We start from the raw sequence: 23,474 nt of genomic DNA on the forward strand, positions 1-23,474 counted from the left end.
CTATGAAAAGACCAGCAAAAAGAGTGTTGTGGTTTGAGTAATAATAGGTTACTTCTGCATATGACATGAGGAGAAATGACATGAAAGTTAATATTGCATGTCATTTTCAAAAATAGAAAACTGAGAAGGAGTGTGCGCTGTTTATGCCTGCAAGTATTTTTAATACCTCACCAACTGTTATTGACACCTTAAGATTATCAATTACTGGTTCATGCAATTTAAATTGTTTTTACTGCAAGGCAACTGGGAAGAACCTGGATTTAACACATAATAAACAAAGAATAACACCATCAGATGTAAGCAAAATTGTAAAAATGATGGGTGATTTGGGTGTACGCAAGGTTTTGATTAAAGGGGGAGAACCTCTGTTAAGAAAAGATGCGGCCAATTTTGTAAAATCGTCTTTTGCACACAAGGCCATAGAAGATGTTAGGCTGTTTACCAATGGAACTTTTTTAAAAGCTTTTGGCGATGCATTGAGAAAGTACGGTTTACGTAAAGTAACTTTAAATTTAGATAGTATGCATTTTGCAAAATTTCAAAAAATTACCGGAAGTGATTCCTTGTACAGAGTTTTGGACGGTATTGAAAAAGTAGAGAAATTAAATTTCACGGATATAAGAATTAATATTACTTTGTTTGATGGCATTAACAATGACGAAATAGTTCAATTTGCTAGGCTGATTAAGGATAGAAGAATTCATGTGTGTTTTATGGAATACTTGCCTGTCAATAGTGAAGCTGATGCTTATAAGGATAGAGAAAATAGATTGGGCATAGTTGAAGCAAAGAAGATGATAGATTCTTATCAGATTTTAACACCCATCAGTCCATTGCAAAATGAAGATCCGGTTCCAACCTTTATTTTTAAGAACTCAATGGGTAAAATTTCGTTTGTCAGTAAAGAATTTCAACAGAAATCAAAATTATTTCCACAACTATTATTGACTCAAGATGGGATGCTTTTTGATGAAAGTGATCCCAATAAGAGAATGGATCTATTAACTGAGCTAAGAAAAGACCCAAAAAGTTTGAAATTGCGTAAGGCAGTAGAAAAGTTTATGACTATAAAAGATGAAGATGATATTGAAGAAGTCAATGTTAAAGCCACTAGAAAAAGAAAAACAGCATCTGGTGCTAGAAAAACAACATCATCAAAAAAATCTACGTCTTCTAAGAAAGCTGTAAAAAAGCTTTTAACAAAGTCAACGGCCAAGAAAAAAACAGCTTCTTCAACAAAGCGCAAAACAACAAAGTCTAGATCAGCGTCTATTAGTGCGTAAACGCAAGGGGAAATATTCTTAATTTTAAGGGCACGCAACTTGTTGCGTGTCCTTTTTTTTTAAGGTATTCCAATGTATTAGAGTGTCTAATAATCAAAAATTTTCAATTGAGCTGAAGGGTAGTGGACAATGTTTGGTATAGGGACGTGGGAAGTTCTTTGTATTCTGATTTTAGCATTAATGTTTTATGGACCGGAACAGTTGCCTGAAATAGCCAGAAAAGTAGCTTATGTTTTTAAGCATTTTAAAAAAATGACCCACGAGGTTAAAACTGTTTTACAAAAAGAGTTTGCTCAAATTGAAAGAGAAGTGCAACTTAAAGAAATGAAGCAGCAGATAGAAGAGATGCGCAGCAGTTCAACGCAAGTATTGGACGATGTAAAAAACGAAATTGATTCTATTAAACATGATGTTGAGCAAGTGAGTTCAGAGAAAAAAGATGCCGGTAAAAAGGGTAAAATATGAGTGAAGAAAAAGCATCAATGACATTTTTGGAACACCTTGCAGAATTAAGATCACGGTTAATCAAAAGCGTTATTTTTTTATTGTTGGCGACAATAGTTTCATATTTATTTTCAAAACCACTATTTAGATATTTGCGCATTCCCTTTGATCAAGCTTATATCAGTGTATATGGGGTTACACCCAATTTGCAAAACATTAGTTTAATTGAAGGTTTTATGGTTTATATTAAAGTTGCGGTGTTGTCCGGCGTCTTTTTTTCTTTTCCATTTATTCTGTACCAAATTTTAGGTTTTGTTTTACCTGCCTTAAATCCACAAGAAAAAAAATTTTTGTATCCTGGTATAGTTTTAGTTAGTCTTTTTTTTATTGGTGGGGCAATTTTTGGCTATTGGTTTGTTTTTCCAAAAAGTTTTGAGTTTTTATTGAGCGAGACAGCAGGTGAATTGGTTGAGCAAAATATTCGTATGCAAGATTATTTTAAATTTTCATCCATGTTATTGTTAGGTTTTGGTGTGGCATTTGAATTGCCTTTGTTGGTCTTTTTTTTGGTAGCCATTGGTGTAATTTCTTCCAAACAATTATTAAAGAGCTGGAAAGGTGCTTTAATTTTAGTTTTAATTTTGTCGGCAATATTAACGCCAGCAGATGTCAGTTCAATGATTTTAATGGCAGTGCCTTTGTATATTATTTACCTTTTGATGAGTTGTGTTTGTTTGCTGTTATTTCCTTCAAAAAGTAAGTAAAGAAGATTTCAAGAGCTATGATCTGTTCTAATAAAATAAAGAATTTGCGGATGATAAAAAGTGAGCTTTACAAAATATAAGATCTCAATTAGCATCGGATGATGTTTAGAGTATGTTTAATTTTTCTTTTGTTGGTGGGTTACAGTTTATCTGCTCAAGACCTTAAAGACAGTGATTTTTTAAAAATTAGAAGTGCTGTTTTTGAAGTGGTCAGGCCGTTTAGTCTTGAGTTTAAAAATATTCAATATGATACAAAAATAAATTACAGTCAGTTACCGCATGCAATTAGAAATAAGAAATATCAAAGTTTTGGAACCGCGTTTGCGATTGACAAAAAAACAATTGTGTCTGCTGCACATGTGTTTGATTTGCACCTGAAAAAAACATTTTTAAAAGATATAAGGCTGCGCGACAAGAATGATAATTTATATGAAATTGATCAAGTCTTGCAATATGATCAACGTAAAGACTATATTGTATTTAATCTAAAGTCATATCCCAAAGATATGCAGTTTTTGGATGTTTCAGAAAAAAGCAAAGTTGGGCAAACAGTATTTTCTATTGGCAATGCTTTAGGTCAGGGAGTAGTGGAAAGAAAAGGTAGGATTACGTCATACACAGATGAAGAATACAAAGGAGATTTTAAATATATTCGCTTTACAGCGCCAGCTTCTCCGGGGAACAGTGGCGGGCCCTTAGTTGATTTGAATGCTAAAGTGGTGGGTATTGTTATTGGTAAATCAGCAAATGAAAATTTAAACTATTCAGTCCCTATTGAATTGTTAAAAAAAGACAAGACTAAAATGGCTCAGTTTTATGATAGAAAGTTGGTTGAAAGTGATGATGCAGAAGAGTTTTTTAGTGTTTGGGAGTATAAAGAGAAACTACCGCAAAAGTTTTTAGCTTTTTCTGATAAATCAAGTCAAGCCTATTTAAATGGTATTGTAGAGCGTAGGAAAGTTTTTGAGGATAAATTTAAAAATAACATTTTTCCTCATGATAAAACACTTAAACCTTTGTTGCATGCTCAACGCACGGGCGCGTGGTTTTTAGAACTGAAAAAAACAGAAGCAAAAGAGTGGATTATTGCGGACTATAAAGATTTTGAATCTTTAGAGTATAGCAAGGGGAAAAACATTATTTATAAAGTTGCGGGTAATAGCTATCAAGATATCAGAGGTGAAGTGTATGTAGATAAGCCAGACAATCTTAGTTTGGAACAGTTTATCCAAAAGCCTAAGCTTTATTTTGATATTATTTTAAAAACATTAAGGCCTTATGTGACGGTTGCTGAACAAAAGCTTCACATTGTAAGTGTAGGTGAGCCCATGCAGACTGATCAATGGCAAGATTCTTATGGTAGAAATTGGACGTCCTCTGCTTTTTTAATTGAACCATTTGAAGCTGTAATTCATACCCATTGTTTACCTATTCCAAAAGGTGTGACATGTGAATTAAGGTCAAATCCTTATTGGTTATCAGATTTAGAATTGTTTTATTATAAAATAAAAGCACCTAAACTGGTCTTAGGCTATTATGGTGATTTGAATAATTGGGATGACTTTTTAGCTTTGCCAAAAAATATGTTGCCCAAGTCATTAAGCGCATTAAAAATAAATCGAAAAAAACCTGCTAGTATTGAGGATTTAAGTGGGAATTTAAAGTTAGTGATGCCCTTTGCCTTGGATGAAAACGCAACAATTGATATTGGAAATTCACATGCACTAGATTTAAGTCAGGAAAAAATTGCAGTTATTATGGTTGACCCAAAAAAAGATAACACGCCTTCTGTTTATGTAAAACGTATGTATGAGCCTCATCCTGAAAATAAGAAAGAAGATAAAGAGGGTTTACAAAAGGTTTTTGCAAGAAAAGGTGGCGATGACGGTCAGGTTCATGTTGATGAAGATGGCTATTATCAGAGACTATTAATTGATGAAAAGGCTAATCCAAAAAGCATACTTCGTTATCAATGCTATTTAACCCGGGCTAAAAGTAAGAAAAGCTTTAAAAAATCTTGCGATAAAATTTTACAGCTTAATCAATAATAAAAAAGGCAGCGTTTGAAGCTGCCTTTTTTGGTGCAGGTAGTGTCGTTGAGTTTATGAATTAAAGCGTTGTTTTTTTCTTAGTAAAGCTTGGCCTGCAACAATTAACATTAAAAGCATGAAACCAAAGGGTGAGGTGCTGTTTGCAGTATTGCTCCCACCGCAACCTTGACCATAAGCATTGCGACCTTCTCTAGCTAATCCAGTGCTTCCTTCAATGGTTAGGCTTTCACCTGCATCACATGGGTTAACGTCCAAGGCATTTTCTATGAAGTCATTGATACCGTCACCATCAGTGTCTGGATTGTTAGGATCTGTGCACATTAAGTTTTCTGTAGCATCACTTAAGCCATCACCATCAGAATCATTGTTGTTACCTACTTGGTCATCATTTCCGTCTAAAGGATCAGTACCATCCTGTGTATGCTCAGTGCCATCATCAACGCCACCGTTGTCAGTATCAGGGTCTAAAGGATCTGTTCCAACATCGTTTTGTTCTTCGCCATCTGTTAAGCCATCGCCGTCAGTGTCAGGGTTTAGTGGATCAGTTCCTACATCATTATGTTCTTCACCATCTTCTAAGCCATCACCATCGGTATCAGGATTTAGAGGATCTGTTCCTAGAGTATTTTCCTCATCGTTGGTTAAGCCGTCACTGTCGTCATCGTCATTGCCAGAACTTGGATTTATATCATCGCTGCCATCCAAGGGATTGGTTAAGTCAGTCAATACTTCAGTACCGTCATCAACGCCACCATCATCTGTGTCAGTATCATTACAATCTGTTGCGTGAGTGATTACTTCAGCAAAGTCAGATAAGCCATCGCCATCGGTATCAGTATTCCCTACTGCGGCAAGACAACCATTGCTCTGATCATCACCATCGTTTAAGCCGTCGCCATCAGTATCAGGGTTAAGTGGGTCAGTGTCATCAGTTTGATTCATATCTGCTTCTTCATTGTCACTTAAGCCATCACCATCGGTATCTTGGTTTGTGCAAAGAGTTCCATGCATATCTTCATCAAAGTCAGATAAGCCATCGTCATCAGTATCGGCGTCGTTAATCGCATTACAACCTTGAGCAATCTCTGAACCATCGTTTAAGCCATCGTTATCAGTATCAGGATTGAGAGGGTCAGTGTTGTGTGTTGAAAGTTCTTCATTATCTTGAAGGCTATCACCATCAGTATCTGGGTTTAAGGGATCAGTAAAAAATGTATTTACTTCATCATCATCATTTAATCCGTCATCGTCACTATCAGCTTTGGTTGGATCAGAAACAACAAAAACACAGACACCATTAACAACATCAGCTTCAAATCCATCAATTAAGTTGTCATTGTCGCTGTCGTTATCGCAAGCGTTGGTTCCACAAATGGTTTCTTCTGAATTGATTAAGCCATCACCATCGTTATCAGCATTAGGGTTTGTACTGCATCCCCACTGTGCATAAGCTGAGCTGGGTATGATCACAATTGTAAAGCCCAATAAAAGAAACATGGTTATAAAAAAGGGCTTAAGGCTGGTTAAATTTAGGGAGTGTTTTGATGTTTGGCTTCTCATGCCTTAGTAAACAGCAAAAGCTATGCCTAAATAACTTTTTTGATAAGTATTTAAAAATAAATAGTTTTTTTAATGTAACTTTTGTATTCCCATGTTGCGTTAACTTTTGTTACTTTATAAAATGCTAAAAATTGCAGAGTAATATAAAAAATAGCAATTTTTTATAAATAAAGATCCAATAGAATGTTGATGATGTACTGAAAAAACCGTATACTATTATTGTACAAACCTCAATATAACAATCAGCGGAAGGAATGCCTCAATGCAAGATCAACCTTATTCAGATCTTTTACAATGGATTGATGATCATCATGATATCGATAAATTTCATAAAGAGCATTGGCAAGGCAGCTTTGCGCAATACTTGAATATGGTTGAGGATAATCCAAGGTTATGTCGTACTGCATACCAGCGTATTTACGATATGATTTTATCCTATGGTTATGAAAGTTATGTAGATGGTAAAAAAAACATTACCAAATACCATTTTTTTTCTGATCCAATTGATGATGGCAAGGACGCAGTATTTGGTTTGGATATTCCTTTAATGAAGTTGGTCAATGTTTTTAAAAGTGCGGCATTGGGTTTAGGGCCTGAAAAGAGGGTGTTGTTATTGCATGGACCAGTAGGGTCATCAAAATCAACCATTGTTAGAATGATCAAGAAAGGTTTAGAGGCTTACAGTAAAACGCCAGAAGGTGCCTTGTACACCTTTGCCTGGAAGATAGATCCCAATGAAATTCCCAATATTCTTGCTGATACAGATACCATGCTAGATCCCATGCATGCTGATCCAATGTTGTTAATACCACAAGAGTTTAGAGCACAGGTGTTTGAAAAAATTGCAGAAAAACATCCTGAGTACGATACCATTCAAATTAAAGGTGATGTTTGCCCAGCGTCACGGCAAGTCTACCAAGAATTGATGGACCATTATGAAGGCAATTGGAGTAAAGTCATGCAGCATGTGGTGGTTAAGCGTATGATTTTATCGGAAAAAGACCGGGTAGGGATTGGAACATTTCAGCCTAAAGATGAAAAAAACCAAGACTCAACTGAATTAACGGGTGATATCAATTATCGCTTGATTGCAAAATATGGTTCTGATTCTGATCCAAGAGCTTTTAACTTTGATGGTGAATTCAATGTAGCCAACCGCGGTATGGTTGAGTTTGTTGAGGTGTTAAAATTAGATGTTGCCTTTTTGTATGATTTATTGGGAGCCTCACAAGAACATAAAATTAAGCCCAAAAAATTCCCACAAACTGATATTGATGAAGTGATTATTGGCCATACCAACGAGCCTGAATACAGAAAACTACAAAGCAATGAGTTTATGGAAGCTCTGCGTGATAGAACCATTAAAATTGATATCCCTTATATTACCAAGCTATCTGAAGAAATGAAGATCTATCAAAAAGATTACAATCAAAAAAGTTTAAAAGACAAACATATTGCGCCACATACTTTAGAAATGGCGGCCATGTGGGCCATTTTAACGCGCTTAGAACAACCTAAAAAATCAAACTTGAGTTTATTACAAAAACTGAAGTTGTATGATGGCAAAGCCATTCCTGGATATACGGAAGATAACATCAGAGAGTTGAGAAAAGAAGCAGTAAGAGAAGGGTTGGATGGTGTATCCCCAAGGTATGTTCAAGATAAAATATCCAACACTTTGGTGAATGATGACCAAAAAACCTATATCAATCCATTCATGGTTTTAAAAGAGTTAGAGAGCGGCCTTAAACGGCACTCCTTGATATCCAATGAAGAAGATAGAAAGCATTACAGTGAGTTGATTAATGTTGTTAAAGAAGAATATGCAGATATTGTCAAAGCAGAAGTGCAAAGAGCTTTAAGCACTGACGATGGCGCATTATCAAAATTATGTGCCAACTATATAGATCATGTTAAAGCTTACACCCAAAATGAAAAGGTGAAAAACAGTTATACAGGATCAAGAGGTGAACCTGATGAACGACTGATGCGGTCCATTGAAGAAAAAATAGATATTCCAGAATCACGCAAAGATGATTTTAGACGAGAGATCATGAACTACATTGGTGCATTGTCGTTGGATGGTAAAAAATTTGATTACAAAACCAATGATAGGTTGAACAAAGCTTTGGAATTAAAGCTGTTTGAGGATCAAAAAGACAGCATCAAGTTAACCAGCTTGGTGTCTTCTGTTGTAGATGATGAAACTCAGAAAAAAATTGATGTGGTTAAAAAACGTTTGATTAATCATTATGGTTACAATGAAGATAGTGCCAGTGATGTTTTACAGTTTGTTGCGTCTATTTTTGCCAGAGGAGATGTTAAATCAAAACAATGATTATGGGCTGTCATACTGAAATTATAAAAGAAACGGAAAGTTTTTTGAGAATCGAGGCGCAAGGAAGCGAAAAACCGCAGGCGTACTTTTGCTACGTCGAGGATTTTGAGCTCCTTGCAACGAAGAGGCTCGAAAAAATCTCCGTTTTCCAAGCGATAAAGCAGGTTCGATAATGGCGTTGAAGATTCATTCGGATCACAATCGTTTCAAAGAAATTGTAAGAGGTAAAATTAAACAAAACCTCAAACAATATATTGCCAAGGGTGAAATGATTGGCAGAAAAGGCAAAGATATCATTTCTATTCCTATTCCTAGAATTAATATTCCAAGGTTTGTCCATGATCCAAACCAACAAAAAGGTCAGGGTCAAGGAGAGGGACAAGGTAAGGCGGGCTCTTCTGGCCAACAAGGTGGACAAAAACAAAAAGGTCAGGGTCAAAAGGCTGGAGAAACACCGGGTGAACATGTTTTAGAAGTGGATATTAGCATTGATGAGCTAGCGCAAATTTTATCGGAAGAATTGGAGCTGCCTAACATTGATGAAAAAGGGGCAAAAAAACGTATAGAAACCTTGAAACATAATTATGCCAGCATCAATAAAAATGGTCCCAACTCACTTAAACATTTTAAAAGAACTTACAAAGAAGCATTAAAACGACAAATTGCATCAGGTACCTACCAAGAAAACAGTCCTTTGATTGTGCCAATTAAAGAAGATTTTAGATATAAAAGTTGGAAAGAAAAAGTCATTCCAAGTACTAACGCGTTGATTATCTACATTATGGATGTTTCTGGATCTATGGGACAGGATCAAAAAGATATTGTAAGAACGGAAAGTTTTTGGATTGATACTTGGTTAGGTACCCAATACAAAGACTTAGAAAAAAAATATATTATTCATGATGCTAAAGCTAAGGAAGTGGATGAACATACATTTTATCATACACGCGAATCTGGAGGGACCATTATATCTTCGGCATACAATTTATGTGAACAATTGATTTTACAAGATTATTCACCCTTTGAATGGAATATTTATGTATTTCATTTTTCTGATGGAGACAATTGGTCCAGTGAAGACACACAAAAATGTATGGATAAGCTGCAAAATAGTCTTTTGCCTATGGTAAATTTGTTTTGTTATGGTCAAGTGGATTCACAATATGGATCTGGGCAGTTTATTAAAGATTTAAGACAGATTAAAAATTTTGATAATTTACTGAGCTCGCAAATTCCCAATAAAGATGCCATTATGAAATCCATTAAAACGTTTTTAGGTAAGGGAAAATAAGTATGGCCAATTTAAATGTTGAGCTGACCAAGATTAAAGAAAATATTGAAGATTTAGCCAAATCCTATGGATTAGATTTTTGTAAGACTGTTTTTCAGATGCTTGATTATGATCAGCTTAATCAAGTAGCTTCCTATGGGGGCTTTCCTGTGCGTTATCCCCATTGGTCATTTGGTATGACCTATGAAGAACTTTCCAAAGGCTATACTTATGGCGTTTCAAAAATTTATGAGCTGGTGATTAACAATGATCCTTGTATTGCTTATTTAATGAAATCCAATTCTCTTTTAGATCAAAAATTGGTGATGGCACATGTTTATGGTCACGCAGATTTTTTTAAAAATAATCAGTGGTTTAGTAAAACCAACAGAAAAATGGTGGATGAAATGGCCAACCATGCTACTAGAATTAGGCGTTACATTGATAAATATGGATTTGATGAAGTAGAGCAATTTATAGATGTATGTAAGTCTTTGGATAATCTTATTGATATTCATTTGCCATTTAAAAATCATGGTAGTGCAAATTTTAAATTACCAAGAGAACATCTAAAGCGAAGTAAAAAAGAAAAATCAGTATACAAACAAAGAGATGTTATAGGTTATCTAGCTATAAACGGTAAATTAAAAGATTGGCAAAGTGAGATCATGATGATGTTACGAGAAGAAGCCTACTATTTTGCACCTCAGGCACAAACAAAAATCATGAATGAAGGTTGGGCAAGTTATTGGCATTCAAAAATGATGACACAACATATTTTAAAAGATGCAGAAATTATTGAATATGCTGATCATCATGCTGGAACCATGGCTGCAGCTAAAGGGCAGATGAATCCCTATAAATTAGGCATAGAACTTTTTAGAGATATAGAAAACAGATGGAACAAAGGCAAGTTTGGCAAAGATTATGAAGAGTGTAATTCTTTGCAAGAAAAAAACAGTTGGAACAAAGATTTAGGGCTTGGGAGAGAAAAAATTTTTGAAGTCAGACGTGTTCATAATGATGTTAATTTTATTGAAAATTTTATGACCATGGAATTTTGTCAACAACATAAACTGTTTATGTTTGCAGAAAATCATGAAGATAAAAGTTATAATGAACTAAAAGAAGCTTTTGATAAATTTAAACAACAGTTTGTTGTTCAGTTGAGTAGCATCCATGGTCCACCCATCTATATTGTTGATGAAAATGATAAAAGCGAACAACTTTTTTTAGAGCATCAGCATGAAGGAGTTGATTTAAAACAAGATTGGGCAAAAGAAACCCTAAAAAATATCTTTTTATGTTGGGGTAAACCAGTTTCTTTGTTAACTGTAGTCAGTGAGAAAGAAACTAGGATTTATTTTGATGGAAAAAGTTTTGAATATCAGCAGTAAGTTTTTGATTTTAAGTATATTTTGTTTTTGTGGTATGCCTATAAAAGCAAAGACAATTGTGGATCAAAGTACATTAATTTATGAAAATACCTTGTATACTTTACATGATGTTAAAGCATATTTAATTGTACAGCAGTTATTGGATGGGAAAGACAATTTTACATTTGATAAAAGTGCATATCAAAAAGCCATTGATACTATGGTTCAAGATTTTGTTATCAAGGATTATTTAAATAAAGTTGATTCGGGTGATGAAAAAGAAAATATAAAGATTGAAAAAAAATTTAAAGAAATAATGACTCCCAAAGTTTTGCAGTTAATAGCTGCACAAGGGCAAACAGAAGCGGCAATTAAAAAAGCATTTTTTCAAGAGTATGATAAAGAAAAGTTTATTAGAGATAGTATAGCGTTTAGAGCACGTGTCAGTAAAGAAGATGTGGAGCGTTATTATCTGGCACATCAACAAGATTTTAAAAATCAAGATAAGCAAGAAGCCTTAATTAAAATTGAACAGGCATTGAAAAAATCTGAGTTGGCACTAGAGTACAAACAGTGGTTGAGTAGACAGTTGGCACGTAAAAAAATTTATTTATTTTCATTAGATGAATAGCCATGCAAGAGAGTGTAGTTCATGTTCAATTTAAAAAACAGCAAGTTGATGCGATAAAAAAAAATATTTTACAGCTGCTTAAAGAAAGTGGTTTTTTAAAAAACTCACAAGATCAAAATTTAATTGAGCAGAAGCATGTTCATTGTTTTTCAATAGTTAATCAGCAGCAGGCTCTAGCATATGTTGTAATCAGTATTCTTGATGATGAAGCAGAGATATTTTACATTTATGTGTTACCGAAAAACAGACAACAGGGTTATGGTCAAAGGGTGTTACAAAAGGCTTGTGACTATTGTAAAACGTTGAAGGTTAAAAAAATATTTTTAGAACTGAGACAAAGCAATGATAAGGCTTATAAGTTATATCTTAAAAATGGCTTTGTTGATCTATTGTGCAGAAAAAATTATTATGCAGACGGCGAGGATGCCAGAGTAATGCAGCGCTACCTATAATTGTAAGAAAAAACATGATTTTGATTAAGATATAAGCATAAAACCTTACTTCCTTTGACTGTTTGGGTATTTTGGTAGTATTTGGAAACAAGATGAAAGAACATAAAGCACATATTTTAAGCAATAAACATCTAGGTGGCCGGTATTATCAATTGGATTTAAAGTTTGAGCAAGCATTTGATGCTTGCCAAGGCGGTGAGTTTTTAATGATCAGTACTGGTTATGAACAAGGACATGTTTTGCGCCGGCCAATGGCGATTTTTGATCAGCAAGATCTCTATCATATTAGTGTTTTATATCAGGTGGTAGGTCAGGGGACTGCTTGGTTGAGTCTACAAAATAAGGGACATGAATTATCATTGTTGGGAGCTTTAGGTAATCAATTTATGCCGGCCCAAAAAGATGAGAAAATTGCAATCGTTGCCGGAGGAATAGGTACGGCACCATTTTTGTTATGGTTAAAAAGGCAGCAGCCAGAGTTTTTGAGAAATATAAAAGTTTATTTTGGTTTTAGAAATCATACAGAAGCTAAACCTGTGCAAACACTTTTTAGTCGCTTGGGTGTTGAGATGGTTATTTGGACCGATGAAAAAAATGAACATTATTCACAAGGCTTAATAGTGAATGCTTTTTTTGATGATTTTAAGCAAGGCTATGCCCCTAAAAAGATTTATACCTGCGGTCCTAACATTATGATGAAAGCTATATTTGATAAGGTTAAAGATCAAGGAGTTGAGGTCTATGCTTCAGCGGAAGCCAAAATGGCTTGCGGCATGGGGGTGTGCTTAAGTTGCGTTACTGAAACTAGTGCGTTACCCATAGGTGATCGTAAACTCATTTGTAAAGATGGTCCTGTGCTTAAGCTACAGGCATAGTTTTTTAATGCAGTACAATTTAACAATCACAAAACAATATAGCAAAAATTATTAGCGCTTGACACGTACAGCATTATCTTTGGACTCAAGAATGGTAAACTCTACCCGTCTATTGTTGGCTCTACCTTCTTCTGTATCATTGGTGTCAATGGGTTGGCTTTCACCAAGACCAACTGAGATCAAACGTTCAGGGCTTACACCAGCAGAAACCAAGTAATCCATAACTGATTTTGCTCTGGCTTTTGAAAGATTTAGGTTATAGAGCTCACTGCCTTTGCTATCGGTATGCGCTTCAACTCTAACTTTGTTTACTTCTTGGTGGCGTTGTAAAACATCTACAACATTATCTAAAATTTGATAGGACTGTTGTTGTAAGTTTGCTTTGTTAAAATCAAACAGAATTTTACCCAAGTATTCTATTTTTTGGCCTTTCTTTTTTACCTTGCCCAGAATAATTGTTTGGTTGGCGCGTTTACCCTGATTGAGTGTAACGGTTTTTTGCGCATAGGTGTATCCAGTTTTTTCAACATAGACATCATAGTCTGCAGGTTTTAAGTTTTTACGTAGTTCAGTAGAATCAGCTCTAGCGGCAAGGTCTCCATTGGGATCACGAACAAGAATAGTTGCTGAAAGGGGATCTTTATTTTCATCAAAAACTTTAATGTAGATTTGAGCAATATTGGGAATTTCTTTGGGTTTTTCTTCAGGCTCAGGAGCAGGCTTTGGTTTCTCTTGATCTTTTCTATGCGAGAATTGAATCCCTGCAAAAATACGATAGTCAGGAGAAGAGTAACCATTGGTGACACCTCTGCCACCGCCTAAAAATGTGGTCAGTTTATTGTCTAGCATTCTAAATCTTAAGCCTAATAAAGCTTCCACAGGGGATCGTTGTCCAGAAGCAAAAGGGTCAGATAATTCAGTTCTGCCCGTGACTTCAGCAAAAATATCCGCTCTTTTTTTTTCAGAAAAATGATGAACATAACTTATACCAAGATCAAGGTCATGGCTGGCTTGCAGAATGGTCAGAACGTCTTCATCTTGCATGCGGTATGAGCCGCCAACATTCAAAGCTAAATAATTTTTATTATTCAGCCAAGTGTCTAGGGCAAGCTTGGCTCCAAAGCTATAATCCAAATCATTGAAGTGGTCTTGAACATTGTCATCAAGCGGAATACTGGCTGTAGGAATAAAAGCAAGACCAATAGGACTTTTTTTGTTGTCCATAATACGCATTTTAAAATAGACTTGAGCATCACCCAAAGAATAATCTTCTTCTTGGGTGAAGTTTGGGATGTCACTGCGGACAGAGGTCATTAAATTAAATGGTAAGCTGGCCCCAACACTTAGCCAATCCAAGATACCAATTTGTGGGGTAAGATTAACAGTATTGAATTCTGCAACAATGGGCGCAATCTGAGTGTTGGAACCAATGCTATTAAACTCTAGCGGATCATCAACATGGTTAACAAATAAGGCAATGTGAAAAGCTCCAGACTTTAATGTACTGGTACCAAAATTGGTAAAGCCTTCGTATTGATCCGTGGTGGGGTTAAACCTTTGTACATCAAGCGCAAGAACAGGGAAATTGATAAGAAAAACCAAAGCAAAAAGCAAAAAACGTTTCAAGATAAGCATAACTTGGGCAATTGTAGTATGATTTTAACATCTTGTCACTTTTTCCAAATTATGGAGAGCTATTGAAATTGAAGCAGAAGAGTTATTGGGCTTGATGTCTACCAAAAACATCTTTGAGACTTTGGGTTATTTCACCCAAAGTGGCTTTGGCATGAACAGCCTTTAAAATATATGGCAATAAATTTTCTGAAGTTTTAGCTTTGGCATTTAAGTTGGTCAAAGCTTCTGTGCAATGGTTTTGGTCTCGGGTAGTTTTAAACTGAGTCATTTTTTGTTTAAGGTTTTTTTCTAAGTTGATATCAAGTTTTAATAAATTACTGACCGGATCTTCTTTAGATTGATAGCAATTGACACCCACTATTTTTTGTTTGCCTTGGTCAAGGTCTTTTTGAAATTGGTAAGCACGTTCAGCAATAGCTTTTTGGTAGTAATTGTTTTCAATGGCTTTTTGGCTACCCCCCATGCTTTCAATTTTTTCCATTTCTGCTTGAACTTTTTTAATCATGAGTTCTGTTTCATGCTCTATGGCAAAACTTCCAGCCAAAGGGTCTACGGTATGGGCTATGCCAGATTCGTAGGCCAAGAGTTGCTGGGTGCGCAAGGCCAGCATGGCAGATTCTTTGCTGGGTAAGGCTAAGGCTTCATCTTTGGAATTGGTGTGCAAGCTTTGACAGCCGCCTAAAATTGCAGCCAAAGCTTGCACGGTGGTTCTTACAATATTGTTATCCACTTGTTGGGCGGTGAGGGTGCTGCCACCGGTTTGGGCATGAAAGCGCATGAGCATGGAGTTGGTTTTTTTAGCTTTAAATACGTCTTTGGTAATGAGGGCCCATAGGGTTCTGGCTGCTCTGAATTTAGCTACTTCTTCTATGAGATCATTGTGCGCAGCAAAGAAAAAGGACAAACGCGCAGCAAAATGGTCAAAGTCTATATTACGGTCAACCACTGTTTGAGCATAAGCAACGGCATTGGATAAAGTGAAGGCTATTTCCTGAACTGCATCTGAGCCAGCTTCTCTGATATGGTACCCAGAAATTGAAATTGGATTCCATAAGGGAACATGGTTGGAACAGTATTCAATGAGGTCTGCGCACAAGCGCATGGATGCTTTGGGCGGAAAGATATAAGTGCCACGGGCAATGTATTCTTTTAAGATGTCATTTTGCACTGTTCCTTTAAGCAGCTTGGGATCAATGCCATTGTTTTGCGCTACAGCAATATAAAAACATAACAAAATAGGAGCAGTAGCATTGATGGTCATAGATGATGATACCTGATCTAAAGGAATGTTATTGAGTACGGTGGTCATGTCATCTATGTTAGCAATGGATACGCCCACACGACCTACCTCTCCTTGGCTCATAGGATCATCAGGGTCATAACCCATTTGGGTGGGTAAATCAAAAGCCATAGACAAACCCGTTTGACCGGCTTGCAAAAGATCTAAAAACCTTTGATTGGTTTGCTCTGCTGAACCAAAGCCAGCATATTGGCGCATGGTCCACAAGCGACCACGGTACATGTTGGGTTGCACGCCTCGAGTAAACGGGAACTGGCCAGGGAACCCAGGATCAATCGTTACATCTTTTTGGCTATAAAGTACGTCTCTTTGACTGTGGTCTGATCGCTTGTATTGAGTCATTTTATGATGCTTTCTCAAATTCAATTAAAGTTTGGCCACTGTCAATGGAATCACCCTCTTGCACATGAATTTTAAAAATAGTGACTTTGGCTACACTTTTAAGTTCGTTTTCCATTTTCATGGCTTCTAAAACCAGCAATGGATCACCTAAGTTAACATCTTGTCCTTCTTTAACCAAAATTTTAACGACGCGGCCAGGCATATCAGCGAGGAGATTTGTATCATTGTTGCTACGGCTGTTATGATTTTGGCCGGCTTGTTGTTTGGGGTTGTATATGTTGCAGTGAATACTTTGACCATTGATATCTAGTTCAAAGCTATCTTTTAATTGTTTGATTAAGTAAAGAGTGTAAACTTTGTGTTGATGAATGAACATGTATCCATGGGATAATTTTTGAACGTAGATGTTGTTTAATTGTGTTCCATCCATATCTATGCTGCAGGTCTTTTGATCAGGATCAAAACTGAGTTTAATTTGCCATTCTTGGTTTTGATAGTCTAGAATTCTTTGCATTAGGGGGTTTCCAATCCACTTTGCCACCAACTTGAATGAGCCACTTCATTATCTGCGGCGGGCATTTTAAGGTCTTGCTGTGTTTGACAACTGACAACTGCACTTAGAGCCAGATCAACAGAAGATGCAGTCCAGGTATTTTGACCAAAGTTTTGCATCAACGACTCATTGATAAATTGAGTGTGAACCTTGTTAGCAACAAAGTCTGGATGCATTAAAATTTGCTTCAAAAACTGGGTGTTGCTGTCAATGCCAGAAATTTTGAGCTCGCTTAGAGCAATCAAGCTTTGTTGTATACAATGGTCGCGGTTTTGACCATAACATGAAATTTTAGCAATCATCGGGTCATAAAAAGAGGTGATACTATGGCCACTTTCAATGGCACTGTCTACTCGGACATTGGCGCCACTGGGCCATTGAATAAAATCAATGGTTCCAGGGCTGGGTAAAAAGTTTTGTGTGGGTTTTTCTGCATAGATACGTACTTCAATAGCATGACCTCGCGCAGGCGGCACATGAAGATTCTGGTCCATCTGTAAAGCATTAAGGATTTGCATGCGAACCAAGTCTACACCATAAATCCACTCAGTAACCGGGTGCTCTACTTGCAGACGGGTATTCATTTCTAAAAAATAGATGTTTTCTTGAGCATCTACCAAGAACTCTAAGGTGCCTGCCCCTTGATAGTTGAGGGATTGGCACAGTTCTTTGGCCATGCTGTGCAGTTTTTCTTGCGTTTGATTTTTTAAACCCAGCTGGCCAGCTTCTTCTACTATCTTTTGGTGTCGTCTTTGTACTGAGCAGTCACGCAAACCAAAAATCAAAGTTTCACCGGTGGATAAACCAAACACTTGGACTTCTATATGTCTAGGCTTATCCAAATACTTTTCAATGTACAAAGTTCCATTGCCAAAAGCTTTTTGGGCTTCAGATTGAGCCATATCAAAAGCAGAATTCAGATCTTTTTCTGTGTTAACAAGACGCATACCCTTGCCGCCGCCACCGGCTTTGGCTTTAAGTAAAATGGGAAAGCCTACTTCTTGAGCAACATTAAGGGCCTGCTTGGCGTCTTTTAAATCTTCACTGCCTTCAATGAGCGGTAGTTTTGCTTTCTTAGCAGCAATTCTGGCTTGAATTTTATCGCCCATTTGAGTCATGACTTGGCTAGAAGGGCCAACAAAAATGAGATTGTGTTTGGCGCAAGCGTCAGCAAAAGCAGCATTTTCTGATAAAAAGCCATAGCCGGGGTGAATCATGGTTACCCCAGCATCCTTACAACTGGCTAAAATTTTATCTATATTTAAATAACTTTCGCTGCTAGGAGCAGGGCCCAGACAATAGGCTTCATCAGCAAAGCGAACATGCAAACTTTCAATATCTGGCTCAGAATAAACAGCCACAGTCTTTAAACCCATGGCTTTACAGGTCCGTATCACCCGCAAAGCAATTTCCCCTCGATTGGCCACCAAGACTTTGTGTTGTTTCAATGTTGAATTCATAGCATCAGTCACGCAACATTTATACCGTATGTTAGCCCATACTGCCAGAAGAGAGCCCACGAAAAATAAATATCTAAATATTAAGCAGTCTTAATTTTTTCTTAATAGAACTTTGTTAAATGCAGGGCAGAAATGAGAAATAAAATAACAGCATTAATTATAAGCCTTTTAGTAACTATTTCAACAGGCGTTGCTGGTCCCAATGATTTAGAGCTGCAAACGTCGGTTTGTTTTGGTGATCCAACAAATTCTGTAATAGACGGCGAGGATGCTGGTTCAGAGCAATGGGATATTTTATCAGAGAATTTACAGAGTTTATTTGGCAATAAAGCTTTCAATAGACCAGAAAGAGGATACCAGTTTTTTTATAATTTTTCTTCATCGTCATATGATCTGGATAAATATGGGGTTTATGTAAAATTAAAAGCAGCGGATATAGGTGGAGATAATTATAGAATAAAATCAACGGTTAAACTTTCTGGTGTTGATCAAGCTTTATTGTTAAGAGTTGAGCAGCTTGCTTCTGGATATGTCAGTACACTTATAACCAGCGAGTTTAATCTGGATAACACATTACTAAGCCATTTGTCATCATTAGGGCACCGACGGTTGAGAGATCCTATGCCGCAAAATTTAAGTACTGTTATGAACTATGAAGTAGCTGTAGAAAATGTCCGATCTCGAACAAGCAAATCTGTTTTTTCAAAAGATAATATTCATAGTTTGTTTCAATATGGGAAAGGTAGATCTTTGCAAAATTGTCCTGATGAAGAATCTTGTGTGTTAAGCGCAGCTCAGAGTAATATTTTAAACTCTACCGCACTGATAAGGAATATTCCTATGCGTCCAGTTACTTTGGGAGTGTTTGCTGACGCAGTTCAGGGAACAAAAGAAATTATTCAAGTCGGTCAATTAAAATACAAAAAGCAGGTTTGGCGTATTGGTCCATTGGAAGAAGATTGGGTCAATGCAACCAATTACAATCAAGCTATTAAAGATAATTTTATGAACGATAAAGCCTTTGAAGTCCATTTAGAACAATGGATAAATGTTGACTCATTTTCACAGGAAAAAAGTATTTTTGAAATTTCTTTAAAAGCTAAGAACTTTAAACAAAGACAAGAGATTCAGAAACTGGGTCAATATTTCTTTTCAAGTCTTGCGCAAGTAGAGATACAGCAATGCGACGCATCTATTAGGAATAGAGATTTTGCGTTGGGTAAATTGGGTAATGAACAATTTGCTCAGAGAAGATAGAATATTAAAGTAGGGGAAATAATATATGAGAAAAAGTTTAAAAAATACAATTGTGTTGATTTTGTGTGTTCAGTTAGGATTGCAAACGACTGTTTATTCGCAAGATGATTTGAGTAAAGCTGATAGATATCGTTTATTGGATTCATTAATACAACAGCGAATCAATGTAGGCGAAGATGGATTTAAAAGTGTGGTTGAAGCAACTGAATCTTACTTTCCTGATAAAAATGAAATTATCAATGATATTTTGGTCATCAGTGATCCTGATGCAAGAAATTTTTTAGAAAACTATAATGAGATGTTTTGGCGTAAATTAATATCTGATCCTGAAACCGCTGAAATATATGGTGAAGGTAAAAATTTAGTAACAGCAATTATTCGATATTATGAAATTACTGGGCAAGACAACCAAGTCAATTGGGTAAAATGGGCAGTAGGAAGTGCAGGGACAGTTATTGCGCTTGGTTTTATTGTTACTATGGCATACCGCTATGTTGGGTTAAGAAATAGAGTTGCTAGAAATGCTTTAAGTACAGCTGAAAAAGAGTTTCAGCAACAGTTTATTAAGTTGTCTAAAGAAGAAAAAGGTCTTTTGCAGTTGTACCAAGGGTACCATGATGATTTTAATAAAGCTGCTAATAGTGAAGAAGCAATAAATAATATGATTAGCTTTCAGAAAAAAAGACGTGACCTAATAAAAACAAGCCTTGAACATAATATTGATGAAAATGGGAATACGCTTTCAGCTGAAGAAAGAAAAAAACTTGAAAATGAACTGACGGAGGTAAAGAGAGATATTGAAGATTTAAAAGTTAAAAAACGAAAAATTAAATCTGTAATCCTAGAGGTGAAAGATAAAATAAGGGGTTTTAATTTTGGAAAGTGGGCTAGAAGAATATCAGCTATAGCGTTATTTTTTTCAATTGGAGATTCCATGTGGGCACAATCAACTTCAGTTGAAAAGCAAGAAGCAAAAAATGAACAAGGCTTAGGTATTGATCGTTGGTTTTTAAACTTTATCAGAATGCCGCATGACCTTTTGCATAATTCTAATTACAGCAGCTCTGAGAAGAAAAAGTTTTTTCTTTATCTGTCACTGGTTTATTTTATTGAAAGAGGTAACCATGATGGGTTTGTATCTGATTTCTTTATGGGCTGCTTGCCGGAAGATTATGAGCCAGATCCATTGCGTATGCAAAGAAGTTTGGTTGATATTTTGTTTGTTGAAGAAGAATATGAAAATTTTCAAGATGCCCGTCTTGCTATGGCAGCAGAAATGAAAACTTTAACAGCAAAGCTTTCATATGAAATTCAAAAGCAGCAAAGCAACGATCATTGTGAATCATCAGGAAACTAAGAAAATAAAATTTAAGTAAGTGTCATGTTACATTGCTCGGTTAGAATAAATTTTATTGTCTGTTTTGTGGTTGGTTTGGCAAGTCTAAATAAGGTTTTTTGTCAGCAGAATGGCAGTGGTTTGTCAGATTATGATCGGTTGTATCGATTTATCAATCATGAAGAAGTCAGAAATATTCACCGTGATACCTATAAAACATGGCTGGCTTATATTTCAGAACAACGTTATTCTCCTGAGCAAGCACACAGTATTATAGATCAAAGCTTAGATATTGTTTTTTTAAGTGGGGTGGTATCAGCAAGTTTTTATGCCATAGATCATTTGCAAGGTGATCAATCTATTAGACAGAGGCGTAAACAAAAACATGATGCCTTGCTAGAAAAATTAAAAGATACGCAAAGGCAATTGCGTGATAGGGCAGATAGAAATAAAAATTTGGTTCAAGCTTTGTTACAAGATGTATCCAGTGGGCTAACTAATCCCAATCATTATGATCAACAGCATGCAACATTTATGAATTCAATTATTCCCAGAGTGAATCAAAATATCAATGATTTGATGAGACGTATAGATCATACAGAGCAAAGATTGGCTGCGTTAACCAGAATGCAACGTGGTTTTGCACGTAGAATTTTCTTTAAACGTACTGGAATATCAGGCTTTTTATCTACAGTTATGGTTACTGCATATACAGAGCTTAGTACCGATGCAAAATCAGGCTATCCGCTTTTTGAAGAGCAAAAATATGAACAAGATCAGAACTTGACACTGTTTAATAATATTAAGATAGATAGATTTATATCCATTGATGAAAACCACTCTTACAGAGAGTACCAAAGCTTATTTTTACTTTTGCAGCTTCAACAGTATTTGATGCAAGCTAAAAATGATAACTTTGTGCTTGAGCTTTTATCCGGTGCAGTGGATATGACCACTTTAGATATTGAGTCACTGATCTCTCTGAAAATTTTAGATTCTATCATGGATAAATATGGTAATCCCACAGTTGATTTTTTAACTTCAGCAAACAGCTTGCTTTTAAAGTTGGAACAATCAATCTGTGGTTAAGGAAAACGGGGGAATAATGAGGTCTATTTTAATTAAAGTAATATATTTTTTAAATTTAATTTTAAGTTTTTTTTCAATGGCTTTTGCTCAACATAAGCGTGTGGAAATTAAAAATTGGATACCCACCATTGAAGAGCAAACGCATATGATGGATCGTTACGGTTTTGCTGTGCAAGAAAGGATTGAAGTTCAGTACACCTCACAAGGAAAACCACTTTATAGGTATTCTTTGTGTCAGTATAGAAAACAAAATGATGAGTTGTTATTTTTTAATGACAGTTCAAATCATGATCCCTCAAGAACATACAATAAAAACCAGCAAAATCCTATGTTGCGTTATACTTATAAAGATGTTGAGCGTTTGTACAGTTACGGTGAATGCGCCAATAACGGTTTATGTGATGACGACATGGCTTTCATCAATTGGATTAAAGAACATGATTTGATGGATGGCAATTGGTTTAATGAGTCTTGGCTGCAAGATAACAGTGTTTTTGTAAAAGATCAGGCGTTACAATTAAATTGTTTTTATTATCTCAACGATAAAAGTGATCATATGCAAGATTATTTTGTCCTTATGCACTCTAGTATGGATGATTTATTTGCATGCATAGAATATGATGCATGGTTTAAAGGTACAAGTTTAACGATAACAGCACTCATGTTGGCGGCAAGATTTCCAGCTATGGTCAAATACATGAGAAGTTTTCTTCCAAGGCTATCCTTACCAAGTGTAGTTGGTAATTCAACTGCGGCAAATGCCTTAGCCAGTTATGCGCCTGTTTTTCAAGCAATAGAAAGTGCCTTAACTGCTGGCAGACTTAACCCTTTGGCATATCAAAAGGTTAGAAGTATATTAACAACAGTTATGACTTTGATTACATCTGGGATAGCCATAGATCAAGGTGATCAGATACTTGAACAGAAATATGATTGGTATAGGGAATGGAAGCAAGATTATTATCAAGGCTGGGTGGACTATACAGCGGATAAGTTATTAGATTTTGTGATTGGCCCTCCCAGACATTTTGGAGGCTTAAGTCAAGCAACAGAAACTATTTTAGCAGATGATTCAGTGTATACCGAAATGAATGGTTTTCAAAGAATAGACGGTAGAAGCAATGGTGTAGACTACAGCCGCATTGGTCAGTGGGATGAAGAAAAAGATCATAGTTTAATTGAATTTGTTGCCTTTAAAAGAAGAATTCTTGGCGGCGCGTGTGCGCTTAATAAGTTTTTAGACTCAGACCCCGGAGACATGGGTGGCTTTAACATGCATCATCATGTGCATAAAATTCGCCGTTCCTATGCTCAGGGCAATGCAATAGATTATAAAAATCATTATCTTGAATTATATTACGGCTATTTTAGAGATGCACTTGACTACGCTGGACTAAAACCAAAATGGAATGATACTTGGAATGATAAATCCATGCTGATTATTCCATAAAATAATTA

General features: G+C 36.0%; 19 protein-coding genes. 14 read left to right on the plus strand and 5 right to left on the minus strand.

What is annotated here, in order from left to right; all coding sequences use genetic code 11:
- Positions 1–143: 143 nt before the first annotated feature.
- The 4 genes from PKC21_03285 to PKC21_03300 all read left to right on the plus strand — a co-directional run bounded on the left by PKC21_03285 (position 144) and on the right by PKC21_03300 (position 4,539).
- Positions 144–1,283: a radical SAM protein gene (locus tag PKC21_03285; protein HMR24358.1), complete on the plus strand. Its 1,140-nt coding sequence runs from the start codon at positions 144–146 to the stop codon at positions 1,281–1,283.
- 129 nt (positions 1,284–1,412) lie between these two features.
- The gene (locus PKC21_03290) at positions 1,413–1,748 is read left to right on the plus strand and encodes a twin-arginine translocase TatA/TatE family subunit (GenBank protein ID HMR24359.1); all 336 of its coding nucleotides are present in this window, start codon (positions 1,413–1,415) and stop codon (positions 1,746–1,748) included.
- On the plus strand, positions 1,745–2,491 hold the full coding sequence (gene tatC, locus PKC21_03295; protein ID HMR24360.1) for a twin-arginine translocase subunit TatC: 747 nt from the start codon (positions 1,745–1,747) through the stop codon (positions 2,489–2,491). Before PKC21_03290 ends, tatC begins: the two co-directional genes overlap by 4 nt.
- A gap of 98 nt (positions 2,492–2,589) precedes the next feature.
- Complete coding sequence (locus tag PKC21_03300) at positions 2,590–4,539, plus strand: serine protease (GenBank protein ID HMR24361.1); 1,950 nt, start codon at positions 2,590–2,592, stop codon at positions 4,537–4,539.
- A gap of 54 nt (positions 4,540–4,593) precedes the next feature.
- On the opposite strand, the gene PKC21_03305 is transcribed toward PKC21_03300, so the two are convergent.
- On the minus strand, positions 4,594–6,102 hold the full coding sequence (locus tag PKC21_03305; GenBank protein HMR24362.1) for a hypothetical protein: 1,509 nt from the start codon (positions 6,100–6,102) through the stop codon (positions 4,594–4,596).
- Positions 6,103–6,364: 262 nt separating this feature from the next.
- On the opposite strand from PKC21_03305, the gene PKC21_03310 reads away from it, so the two are divergent.
- The 6 genes from PKC21_03310 (at position 6,365) to PKC21_03335 (ending at position 13,044) form a co-directional block, all read left to right on the plus strand.
- Positions 6,365–8,440 carry a serine protein kinase gene (locus PKC21_03310; protein HMR24363.1) on the plus strand — a complete coding sequence of 692 codons (2,076 nt, stop codon included), beginning with the start codon at positions 6,365–6,367 and terminating at the stop codon, positions 8,438–8,440.
- 172 nt (positions 8,441–8,612) lie between these two features.
- The gene (locus tag PKC21_03315; GenBank protein HMR24364.1) at positions 8,613–9,731 is read left to right on the plus strand and encodes a DUF444 family protein; all 1,119 of its coding nucleotides are present in this window, start codon (positions 8,613–8,615) and stop codon (positions 9,729–9,731) included.
- 2 nt (positions 9,732–9,733) lie between these two features.
- Positions 9,734–11,107 carry a SpoVR family protein gene (locus PKC21_03320; protein ID HMR24365.1) on the plus strand — a complete coding sequence of 458 codons (1,374 nt, stop codon included), beginning with the start codon at positions 9,734–9,736 and terminating at the stop codon, positions 11,105–11,107.
- 34 nt (positions 11,108–11,141) lie between these two features.
- Positions 11,142–11,717 carry a hypothetical protein gene (locus PKC21_03325; GenBank protein HMR24366.1) on the plus strand — a complete coding sequence of 192 codons (576 nt, stop codon included), beginning with the start codon at positions 11,142–11,144 and terminating at the stop codon, positions 11,715–11,717.
- Positions 11,718–11,719: 2 nt separating this feature from the next.
- Complete coding sequence (gene rimI / locus PKC21_03330) at positions 11,720–12,169, plus strand: ribosomal protein S18-alanine N-acetyltransferase (GenBank protein ID HMR24367.1); 450 nt, start codon at positions 11,720–11,722, stop codon at positions 12,167–12,169.
- A gap of 92 nt (positions 12,170–12,261) precedes the next feature.
- Entirely contained in the window at positions 12,262–13,044 is a 783-nt protein-coding gene (locus tag PKC21_03335; GenBank protein ID HMR24368.1) for a hypothetical protein, read from the plus strand.
- Between the two features lie 51 nt (positions 13,045–13,095).
- On the opposite strand, the gene PKC21_03340 is transcribed toward PKC21_03335, so the two are convergent.
- The 4 genes from PKC21_03340 to PKC21_03355 all read right to left on the minus strand — a co-directional run bounded on the left by PKC21_03340 (position 13,096) and on the right by PKC21_03355 (position 18,334).
- Complete coding sequence (locus PKC21_03340) at positions 13,096–14,670, minus strand: OmpA family protein (GenBank protein ID HMR24369.1); 1,575 nt, start codon at positions 14,668–14,670, stop codon at positions 13,096–13,098.
- A gap of 91 nt (positions 14,671–14,761) precedes the next feature.
- Positions 14,762–16,321, minus strand: coding sequence for a methylmalonyl-CoA mutase family protein (locus PKC21_03345; GenBank protein ID HMR24370.1), 1,560 nt, complete (start codon positions 16,319–16,321; stop codon positions 14,762–14,764).
- A gap of 1 nt (position 16,322) precedes the next feature.
- The gene (locus PKC21_03350) at positions 16,323–16,835 is read right to left on the minus strand and encodes an acetyl-CoA carboxylase biotin carboxyl carrier protein subunit (protein ID HMR24371.1); all 513 of its coding nucleotides are present in this window, start codon (positions 16,833–16,835) and stop codon (positions 16,323–16,325) included.
- The gene (locus PKC21_03355; protein ID HMR24372.1) at positions 16,835–18,334 is read right to left on the minus strand and encodes a biotin carboxylase N-terminal domain-containing protein; all 1,500 of its coding nucleotides are present in this window, start codon (positions 18,332–18,334) and stop codon (positions 16,835–16,837) included. The genes PKC21_03350 and PKC21_03355 overlap by 1 nt, the downstream gene beginning before the upstream one ends.
- 132 nt (positions 18,335–18,466) lie before the next feature.
- Between PKC21_03355 and PKC21_03360 the strand changes: the two genes are divergently transcribed.
- Genes PKC21_03360 through PKC21_03375 form a run of 4 tightly spaced genes read left to right on the plus strand, consistent with a single transcriptional unit; the run spans position 18,467 to position 23,466 of the window.
- Positions 18,467–19,591, plus strand: coding sequence for a hypothetical protein (locus tag PKC21_03360; GenBank protein HMR24373.1), 1,125 nt, complete (start codon positions 18,467–18,469; stop codon positions 19,589–19,591).
- A 25-nt stretch (positions 19,592–19,616) separates the two neighbouring features.
- A complete protein-coding gene (locus PKC21_03365; protein ID HMR24374.1) occupies positions 19,617–20,948 on the plus strand; it encodes a hypothetical protein in 1,332 nt (443 codons plus the stop codon).
- A gap of 24 nt (positions 20,949–20,972) precedes the next feature.
- Positions 20,973–22,016, plus strand: a complete 1,044-nt coding sequence (locus PKC21_03370) for a hypothetical protein (GenBank protein HMR24375.1) — start codon at positions 20,973–20,975, stop codon at positions 22,014–22,016.
- A gap of 16 nt (positions 22,017–22,032) precedes the next feature.
- A complete protein-coding gene (locus PKC21_03375) occupies positions 22,033–23,466 on the plus strand; it encodes a hypothetical protein (GenBank protein HMR24376.1) in 1,434 nt (477 codons plus the stop codon).
- Positions 23,467–23,474 lie beyond the last annotated feature (8 nt).

It is taken from the genome of Oligoflexia bacterium (assembly GCA_035326705.1).
Taxonomy (GTDB): Bacteria; Bdellovibrionota_G; JALEGL01; order JALEGL01; family JALEGL01; genus JALEGL01.

Coding starts and splice junctions, on each gene's coding strand:
- PKC21_03285 (HMR24358.1), top strand. CDS start 144: ATGCCTGCAAGTATTTTTAATACCTCACCAACTGTTATTGACACCTTA.
- PKC21_03290 (HMR24359.1), top strand. CDS start 1,413: ATGTTTGGTATAGGGACGTGGGAAGTTCTTTGTATTCTGATTTTAGCA.
- tatC (HMR24360.1), top strand. CDS start 1,745: ATGAGTGAAGAAAAAGCATCAATGACATTTTTGGAACACCTTGCAGAA.
- PKC21_03300 (HMR24361.1), top strand. CDS start 2,590: ATGATGTTTAGAGTATGTTTAATTTTTCTTTTGTTGGTGGGTTACAGT.
- PKC21_03305 (HMR24362.1), bottom strand. CDS start 6,102: ATGAGAAGCCAAACATCAAAACACTCCCTAAATTTAACCAGCCTTAAG.
- PKC21_03310 (HMR24363.1), top strand. CDS start 6,365: ATGCAAGATCAACCTTATTCAGATCTTTTACAATGGATTGATGATCAT.
- PKC21_03315 (HMR24364.1), top strand. CDS start 8,613: ATGGCGTTGAAGATTCATTCGGATCACAATCGTTTCAAAGAAATTGTA.
- PKC21_03320 (HMR24365.1), top strand. CDS start 9,734: ATGGCCAATTTAAATGTTGAGCTGACCAAGATTAAAGAAAATATTGAA.
- PKC21_03325 (HMR24366.1), top strand. CDS start 11,142: ATGCCTATAAAAGCAAAGACAATTGTGGATCAAAGTACATTAATTTAT.
- rimI (HMR24367.1), top strand. CDS start 11,720: ATGCAAGAGAGTGTAGTTCATGTTCAATTTAAAAAACAGCAAGTTGAT.
- PKC21_03335 (HMR24368.1), top strand. CDS start 12,262: ATGAAAGAACATAAAGCACATATTTTAAGCAATAAACATCTAGGTGGC.
- PKC21_03345 (HMR24370.1), bottom strand. CDS start 16,321: ATGACTCAATACAAGCGATCAGACCACAGTCAAAGAGACGTACTTTAT.
- PKC21_03350 (HMR24371.1), bottom strand. CDS start 16,835: ATGCAAAGAATTCTAGACTATCAAAACCAAGAATGGCAAATTAAACTC.
- PKC21_03355 (HMR24372.1), bottom strand. CDS start 18,334: ATGAATTCAACATTGAAACAACACAAAGTCTTGGTGGCCAATCGAGGG.
- PKC21_03360 (HMR24373.1), top strand. CDS start 18,467: ATGAGAAATAAAATAACAGCATTAATTATAAGCCTTTTAGTAACTATT.
- PKC21_03365 (HMR24374.1), top strand. CDS start 19,617: ATGAGAAAAAGTTTAAAAAATACAATTGTGTTGATTTTGTGTGTTCAG.
- PKC21_03370 (HMR24375.1), top strand. CDS start 20,973: ATGTTACATTGCTCGGTTAGAATAAATTTTATTGTCTGTTTTGTGGTT.
- PKC21_03375 (HMR24376.1), top strand. CDS start 22,033: ATGAGGTCTATTTTAATTAAAGTAATATATTTTTTAAATTTAATTTTA.